Below are 9,328 nucleotides of genomic sequence, written 5' to 3' on the forward strand. Positions count from 1 at the left end.
ATCATCGATCTGTTCATCGAGCAGGTCCGCCGGACGCCGGATGCGGCGGCCGTAATTTTCGGGGAGGAATCGCTGAGCTACCGGGAGCTGGATGAACGTTCCAACCGGCTGGGTCATTACCTGCGCGGGAAGGGAGTAAAGGAGGAAACGCTGATCGGCATTTGTATGGACCGTTCACCGAACCTGGTGATAAGTATCCTGGGGATTCTGAAAGCAGGAGGCGCCTACGTGCCCATAGATCCTGTCTATCCTGCATCCAGGATAAGGTATATCCTGGAAGACACGGGTATATCGATCATTGTTTGCAGCCAGGATCTGGCACCCCTGTTTTCCGACAGGATATTGGTTTGTATGGACAGTAATTGGGAAAAGATTGCCGGCGAGCCAGGAACCACCCCGGTAACCGCGCTTAATGAAGATAACCTGGCCTATGTGATCTATACTTCGGGATCGACAGGACAGCCCAAAGGAGTAATGATCGAACATCGCAGCCTTGTGAACTACCTGCTGAACAGTAAAACGCAATATTCAGGAAAATGGGATGCAGGAGATGGTAACGGGACATATATTCATATGTCCTATACATTTGATGCTTCGGTAACGGGGTTATTCCTGCCGTTGCTGAGCGGTTTGTCCCTGGTGATCGGAAAAGTGAAGGGAGCCGGGGTTTTCGGGGATAAGAATATGGGAATAAACTCGCCCTATTCCTTTATCAAATTAACCCCCGCGCATATGCCCTTGCTGGAAGATGCTTTGCGGGAAGGGACTGGTCAGCCCCTGACCCGGAGGTTGATCCTGGGAGGTGAAGCCCTCCGGGTGAGCCATTTCCAATATTGGAGAGACCAGAATATAAATGTGGAAATCATTAATGAGTATGGTCCAACAGAGGCAACTGTAGGTTGCTGCATTTATTCCTTTAATACAGGAGATATCATTACCGAGGGGAGTAATGGAGTATCAATAGGGAAACCGATCGATAATGTACAGATCTATCTTTTGGATGCCGGAAGAGAGTTAGTGCCGATCGGGGTGACGGGTGAGCTATATATTGGAGGAGCGGGGCTGGCCCGGGGTTACTGGAACCGCCCGGACTTAACGAAAGAAAAATTTATCACCGATCCTTTTAGCAGTATACCGGGGGCAAGGCTTTATAAAACAGGAGACCTGGCCCGGTGGCTGCCGGATGGGAACCTGGACTATTTGGGAAGGGCAGATGAACAAGTAAAGATACGTGGCTACCGGGTTGAACCCGGCGAAGTGGAGATGGTGTTACAACAATGCGACGCAGTTCAACAGGGCGTGGTGGTGGCAAGGAAGGGGAGCGATGGAATGCTCCGGTTGATCGCATTCGTGGTGCCGGAGGGGCCGTTTGACCGCGAGGGCATAATGAACTTCCTGACCGAAAGGCTTCCGGAGTACATGGTTCCGTCCCTATTGGCGGTACTGGAGGAAATGCCCTTGACCTTAAATGGAAAGATTGATCGGAAGGCATTACCCGACCTGGAAACGGATCTATCACTGGCCCGACGATATGTGGCCCCCCGAAATGAATTGGAAGTACAATTGTCCGCTATATGGCAGGAATTAATGGAACTGGAGCAAATAGGAATTAACGATGATTTTTTCGAATTAGGCGTTCATTCTTTACTGGCCATCCGGTTGATTGCCATGATCCGGAAAAGGCTTGGAATAGAAGTTCCGATTGGAGATATTTTTGATTACCCCACAATAGCCTTGTTGTCGGCAAAACTAGTGGGCCTTCACCAAGGAGATATTGTCCAGACCCGGTTAATTCCTCAGAACCGGCCTGCATCCATCCCTTTATCCTTCAGCCAGGAACGCCTATGGTTCATCGACCGTTTGGAGGGAAGCGTGGCCTATCATATACCGACAATACTTCGATTACGCGGGCCTCTTAATGAGAAGGCGCTTGAGTTTGCTTTCAGGCAGATTATCAATCGCCATGAGATATTGAGGACGGTCATTGAAGAGGATCAGGGTCGTGCCTCCCAACGTGTCCTGGAAAAGGACAGATGGAACCTGGATATAATAGGGAATGGGGTCTTTACAGAAGAAGGGAATGCCTTCCAGACAAGTATGGCGAAACTGATCAGCAGGCCATTTGATCTTTCGGAGGATCACAAGTTAAGGGCTCATTTGATCCGGACGGGAAAGGAGGGATCAATGACCGGAAATGAGGAAACAATATTGGTGGTCATCCTCCATCATATTGCATCCGATGGATGGTCGAATGGGATCATGATCAGCGAATTCATAGCCTTGTATAATGCCTATGCAAAGGGGAAGATGGTAAGCTTAAAGCCTTTACCGATCCAATATGCCGATTATGCCATCTGGCAAAGAAATTATTTATCGGGAGATGTGCTGGAAAACAGACTTGCTTATTGGCAGGAAAAACTGGAGGGAATTATTCCCTTGGATATCCCGGCCAACTATACCCGACCTTCCATTCAAAGTACCAGAGGAGAAACCTTCCGGTTTGGTATCAACGGAGAGTTGGCCGCAGGATTGCAGGCACTAAGCAGGAGTCAGGGCGCAACCCTGTTCATGACCTTGTTATCGGCATTCCAGGTATTGTTATTCCGGTATAGTGGCCAGGAGGATATTACGATCGGAAGTCCTGTTGCCGGCCGTCAACAATCGGAAACAGAAGGGTTGATCGGTTTTTTTGTTAATATCCTGGCATTACGTGTCGATCTGAGCGGCAATCCGTCTTTTAAATTAGTATTGGAAAGGGTAAAGAGAATCACCCTGGAAGCCTATGAACACCAGGATATCCCTTTTGAAAAAGTGGTGGAGGCTGTTATAAAGGAAAGGGATATGAGCAGAAGCCCCCTATTCCAGGTTGTGTTTACCTTACAAAATAATGACCTGCGACCGTTAGAAGAAACCGGTTTCGGTGGACTGGAACTGATCCCGGAGATTCCAACCCATACTACATCCAAATTCGATCTGACCTTCCTGCTTACAAAAAGCCCGGCAGGCCTGGAAGGCATTGTCGAATACTGCACCGACCTGTACAGGGAAGATACCATCCGCCAGTTGGCCGGGCATTATACCGGGCTGCTCTCTGCGATCGTCAGGGCACCTGATCAAACCATTGGCGAGCTGGCTATGCTGACTCAAGACGAGCGCGATCAGTTGCAGACTGGGTTTAACCAGACGCGGATGGACTACCCACCCGATCGGACGATCATTGATCTTTTTCATGACCAGGTTGCCAGGACACCTGATTCTATTGCGGTTATTTTTGAAAATGAAATATTGAATTACCGCGAGCTTAATGAGCGATCGACCCAATTGGCAGGTCATCTGCGGGGAGCCGGAATGAGGAAGGGTGGCCTGGTTGGGTTATGCCTGGAACGGTCTTTAGAAATGATATTGGGTATACTGGGAGTAATGAAGGCTGGGGGAGCCTATGTTCCGATAGATCCGGAATATCCCGCCGACCGGATAAATTATATCCTCGAAGATACGGGAACAGAGATCGTATTAACTACACGTTCCTGCCGGGAACGGATACCTGCCGTACTAGCAGGCACGGCTGGTGAAAATAAGACCGGCAGACTACTCATTGAACTGGATTCTGATTGGGCAGAGATCCCCGGGGAAACCAATTCACGGATAATTACCCCTTTAACACCAGATGATCTGGCTTATGTGATCTATACTTCAGGTTCCACCGGGAAGCCTAAAGGCGTAATGATCGATCATAACGGTTTGTATAACAGATTGCTTTGGGCGCAGGGGTATTATAAGCTTAAATCCGCAGATGCAGTTCTTCAAAAAACAACCTATTGTTTTGACGTATCCGTTTGGGAACTTTTATGGCCTTTACTCACCGGTTCCAGATTGGTTTTTGCGAAACCCGGCGGGCATAAGGATGTTGACTACCTGAAAGGGATCATTGACACGCAAAAAATAACTACCCTGCATTTTGTACCTCCTATGCTTGAGCTTTTCCTATTGGAAATACGGCCAGGAGATTGTAAAAGTATCAGACAGGTATTGTGCAGCGGGGAGGCATTAAAAATTTCCCAGGTAAACTTATTCAGAGAAAGATTGCCGCATGCCGGATTACATAATTTATATGGTCCTACAGAGGCGTCCATCGATGTCACTTATTGGAGCTGGTCGGAGGAGGAAAAGATAATAACCAGCGTGCCTATTGGAAGACCGGTGGCCAATACCGCCATATATATTTTAGACAAGGGCAAACAGATCGTGCCGCTTGGCGGGATCGGTGAATTATACATTGGAGGAGTGCAATTGGCAAAAGGATATTTAAACCAGCCGGAATTGACGTTTGACAGATTTATTCAGGACCCTTTTAATAGGGAAGCAGAAGCAAAACTATACAGGACAGGAGATCTAGGCAGATGGCTGCCGGATGGGAATATTGAATACCTGGGTAGGATAGATGACCAGGTAAAAATTCGGGGATATCGCGTAGAGCTTGGAGAGATAGAGCATTGCCTGTCTTCTATAGATGGCGTGGTAAATGCGAAAGCCGTAGCCGTGGAGGACGAAAAGAAGGGGAGCAAAAAAATTCAGGCATACCTTCAAATTGATAAAGATAGTCTTCCCTTGCTGAGCAGCTATCAGCATTTGTTCAATCATCAACAAATCCTGAAACAGGATCTTCATGTTCTGCCTAATGGATTGCCTGTGCTTGGCCCTAACGGTAATGAGATCGAGTTTTTATACCGGGAAATATTCGAAGACCATTGCTACCTGAAGCATGGCATCACGCTGGATGAAAACAGTTGCGTGGTAGATGTGGGCGCCAACATAGGTTTATTCTCCATTTTCCTGAATGCATTGCACCGGAATATAAAGGTCTATTCCTTTGAACCTGTTCCGGAGATATATGCCTACCTGGTCAAAAACCGAAGTCTTTATGGGATAAAAGGGAAGTCCTTTCCATTAGCCCTCCTGGATAAAGAGCAGGAGATTGAATTCACTTTCTACCCCCAAATGAGCATCTTGTCAGGCATCAGTGCTGATAAAACGGAGGTTAGGGATGTTGTACGTTCTTACGTAAGTTATACAGGAAATAAAGACTTACAGGCAGAGGAAATGGATTCCCTTTTAGATTTGAAGCTGGAAAGCCGCCTGGTAAACTGTCAGGCCAAAACTCTTTCGCAAATTATCCAGGAGGAAAAGATGGATAAAATCGACCTGCTCAAGGTGGATGTTGAAAATTCTGAAGACCTGGTGTTGGATGGTATTTTGGATAGGGATTGGGCTAAAATAGAAAGCCTGGTCCTTGAGGTCCATGATACGGACGGCCGCCTTAGCCGGGTCACGGATAAATTGCGTCAAAGAGGTTTCCGGGTTTTCGTGGAAAAAGAGAAATACCTGGCAGGTGATAATTTGTTATTTAATTTATTTGCCGTTCAAAATGACCGGACCGGGAAAAAGAGTTTGTCAGTCGATAATTTGTCGCTTCGGTCAAAAGGTTGGGTAAATCCTAAAGATTTCGTCAAAACAATTCGGGATAAATTACAAACGCAATTGCCGGATTATATGATCCCGGCACAATTGATCCTGGTTGATCAGTTCCCGTTAACGGCAAATGGAAAGATCGATAATAAAGCGTTGCCGGATCCGGATATGGATATTTCTCTCAGCGTTGGCCAATATATGGCGCCACGTAACGAGCTGGAGTTGCTGTTGGCGCATACCTGGCAGGAGTTGCTGGGTATAGAACGCATAGGGATAAATGATAATTTTTTCGGGATGGGCGGCGACTCCATCATTACCATTCAGGTAGTTAGCCGGATTCGCCGGCATGGATATGCATTACAACCCAGGGATATTTTCACCAATCAGGATATAAGTAGTTTAAGTACCTCCATCTTATCCCGGACAGGTGCGGCAGGAGCATTGCCGGCCGAGCAGGGAATCCTGACCGGAGAATGCGGTTTGCTGCCGATCCAGCAGGGATACCTGGCACGGATACAGGAAGGAGAAGCTTCTCGTTTTAATCAAAGCGTATTACTCGGAATAAATAAAGGGGTGGAAGAAAAAGTGGTGCAGCAGGCAGTATATGAATTATTGAAGTTTCATGATGCGCTCAGGTTCCGTTACTATCGGGAAGAGAAAGGCTGGCGTCAGGAATATGGAAATCAGATAGAAAATATCCATCGTATTTTTTTCGTAGAGGAAATGCAGCTATTCAAACCGGAAGAATTGGATAAAGCGCTGGAGGATCTTGCCAATAATTACCAGAAAAGTTTATCCCTGGAACAGGGGGATCTGGTGAGGGTGGTTTTGTTCCGGACGGGTGGAACTGAAACCTATAACCGGTTACTGATTGTTATTCATCATCTTGCCGTGGATGGGGTATCCTGGCGGATATTGCTGGAAGACATGGAAGGGCTGCTGGGTTCCGGAGGACAGGCCATTTCCGGCCAGAAGGGAAACTCTTACCGGCAATGGTATGGCTCCCTGGAAGAATACGGCAGGAGCCGTCGTTTGTTATCGCAGGAGAATTATTGGACACAAATAACAGACCAATACAAACCTTTTCACCTGGAAAAGAATCCTTCGGGATTGATCAGGTTGCGTGATACGGCAAATTATTCGGAAAGGTTAAATGCCCGCCTGACACAACGATTGGTACAGGATACAGGAGCTGCCTATCATACGGAGATTAACGATATTTTATTATGCGCGTTGGGACTCACTATCCGTGATTGGAGCGGGAATGACCAGGTCGTTGTCGGCTTGGAAGGGCATGGTCGCGAGGATATCGGCTTAGCATTGGATACCAGCAGGACCGTGGGCTGGTTTACCAATTTGTATCCGGTAGCGATTAATACGGAGGCTGTCCAGGATCCGGGTGTCCATATCAGGAGTGTTAAGGAACAATTGCGGAAGGTTCCGGATAAGGGAATAGGTTACGGAGTGTTGAAATATATCCTGGGCCTTGAGAAATTGCAGGGAAGGGAGCCCTGGGATATTGTTTTTAATTATCTGGGACAGCTGGATAATGTAATTGGTAAGGGAAATTGGCTGGTTTTGTCCGGCGGATCCGGTGGTGCTACGATAAGTGAGGAGTCCGAAGTCCGGGAAAAATTAGCGGTGAATTGCCGCATAGCCGGTGGAGAGCTGGTTGTCAGCTGGAGTTACAGCAAGCTTCACTTTACGGAACCTGAGATACAGATCCTGGCCGGAAGGTATATTAACCATCTTATGTCCCTGATCACGCATTGCGTTGAGCAAAAAGGAGAGGGACCGGTTTATACGCCATCGGATTATGGCCTTGGTAAGGAGGTGAGCTATGGAGAATTGGATAGTTTTATCAAAGACAGGGATTCGGAGATGAAAAATATAATGGAGTTCTAAAAAACAGCATGATGGAAATTAAAGAATTTTTAGAGCATCTCAAATCGTTGAATTTTTCGTTGGTCAATGAGCATGATAAGCTTATTCTGCAAGGCGATGAAAAGAAATTAACGGAAAAGGAGATTGGTTCTATGCGGGAGAACCAGGAGATAATCAGTTATATCAAAAAGAATAAAAATGCCTTGCTGGAATACCTGGCCAAAGCCCCGCCTGCCGGAAGGGCCGGGAATGTAATCTCTATTTACCGGTTGAGCGCGTTGCAGCAGGGGATGTTATTTCATGGATTGTATGATGGACAGGCGGGATCCTATGTCGAGCAGATCAGTTGTTCTTTGCCAAAGCCGGATACGGAAATCCTTAAGAAAAGCTGGGAATACATTGTCCAACGGCATACTATATTGCGTAGCGGGTTTTATTATGATGCCTTTAATATACCGGTACAATGTGTTTACAGGAACGTATTTATCCCGATAGAAATACTGGATTTTCGGGACGTGTCGGAGAATGACCGTGAAGCTGTAATAAATGCTTTTGACGAAGCAGACCGGAAGCGAGGATTTGATTTTACGAAGGCTCCGCTGATGCGGATTGCCTTGATGCGGTTGGGAGAGGATTCTTACCGGATGTTATGGACACACCATCATATTTTGTTGGATGGCTGGTCCTTGCCCATATTGCTGGAGGAGTTGCTGCAGGTATACGAGATATTACTGGCCGGAAGTGAACCGGTGCAGGTGGAAGAAGATAAGTTTGAGGATTATATCCGTATTATCGAGCGCCGTGATAAAGACCAGGAGCAGGAGTATTGGGAGCGTTATTTTTCCGGCGTGGATGCAGGTACTCTATTACCGTTTATCGGTCCCATAACCGATAGAAACAAAGGATTGGGTGAATATAAGGAGGTGGTTTTGCAATTAGATGGGGAAGAAGCCCGGGAGATCACCGCTTTTGCACAACGTCACCGGATCACTATCAATACGTTGATGCAGGGAGTATGGGCCTTTCTGTTGTATCGCTATACAGGTAGCGGTTCGGTTGTATACGGGGTCACTGTCTCGGGGCGCCCGGAGGATCTGGCCCGTGTGGAACGCAGGGTAGGAATGTATATCAATACCCTGCCTCTGCTGGCAAGGATAGAACCGGACCAGGAAATTGTGGATTGGTTACAAGAGCTTCAGGAAAGCCAATCGGGGAGTAGGGAACATCAGCATGCCGCCTTAAACGATATACAACGATGGGTCGGAATAACGGGTGATTTTTTCGATAGCTTATTGGTGTTTGAGAATTATCCTATGAGCAAAATTATTGCCTCCAGGCCCTGGGCCTTGAAAGTGGAAAACGTCGGTGTTAAAGAGCAGGCCAATTACCCGTTGAGTCTTACTATTACAGCGGGTGACGAAGTCCAGTTGCGCCTGGGGTATAATACGCGTTTATTGGAAGAAGACCAGGTTGTCCGGATACGGGGACATTTTAAACAGGTATTGCAGGAAATGGTTAGTCTTGTTGCCGGCACCCAGCTCAAGGATTTGCAGATGCTGCCGTTCGTGGAGCGGTCTGCGCTACTGGGATACAGCAGGGGGTTAGCAGGGGGGGTGGCCAGGGCGATACGTCCTTTTTCCCTGCTGGGCTGTTTGTCTAGTCGAATAGGGGAAGGCGGGGACAGGATAGCGGTAGTTCATCGGGGCAGGGGGTTGTCCTATGGGGAGCTGAACAGGCGGATAGAAGCCCTGTCTGATTACCTGCGCGAAACAAAGGGATTGCAGGCGGGCGAGCGGGTGGTTGTGCTGCTGGATCGTTCGGAGTGGCTGGTGGTAGCTGTGCTATCCTTGTTGCGGACAGGGCTGGTGTATGTACCGGTGGATCCTGCTTATCCGGCCGAGCGGATCCGTTATATACTGGAGCAAAGCGAGCCTTCGCTGGTGATAACGGAGGGGGTTTATAGCGGAATGGTGGA

The 9,328-nt window shown here is 47.8% G+C and carries 2 protein-coding genes; both read left to right on the top strand.

Annotated features, from left to right (window positions below):
• The coding region (locus ACX0G9_RS31080; protein WP_459068893.1) for an amino acid adenylation domain-containing protein at positions 1-7,374 on the top strand (7,374 nt) is incomplete at its 5' end.
• Between the two features lie 8 nt (positions 7,375-7,382).
• On the top strand, positions 7,383-9,328 hold a 1,946-nt coding region (locus ACX0G9_RS31085; RefSeq protein ID WP_459068894.1), incomplete at its 3' end, for a condensation domain-containing protein.

It is taken from the genome of Flavitalea flava, from assembly GCF_054461575.1.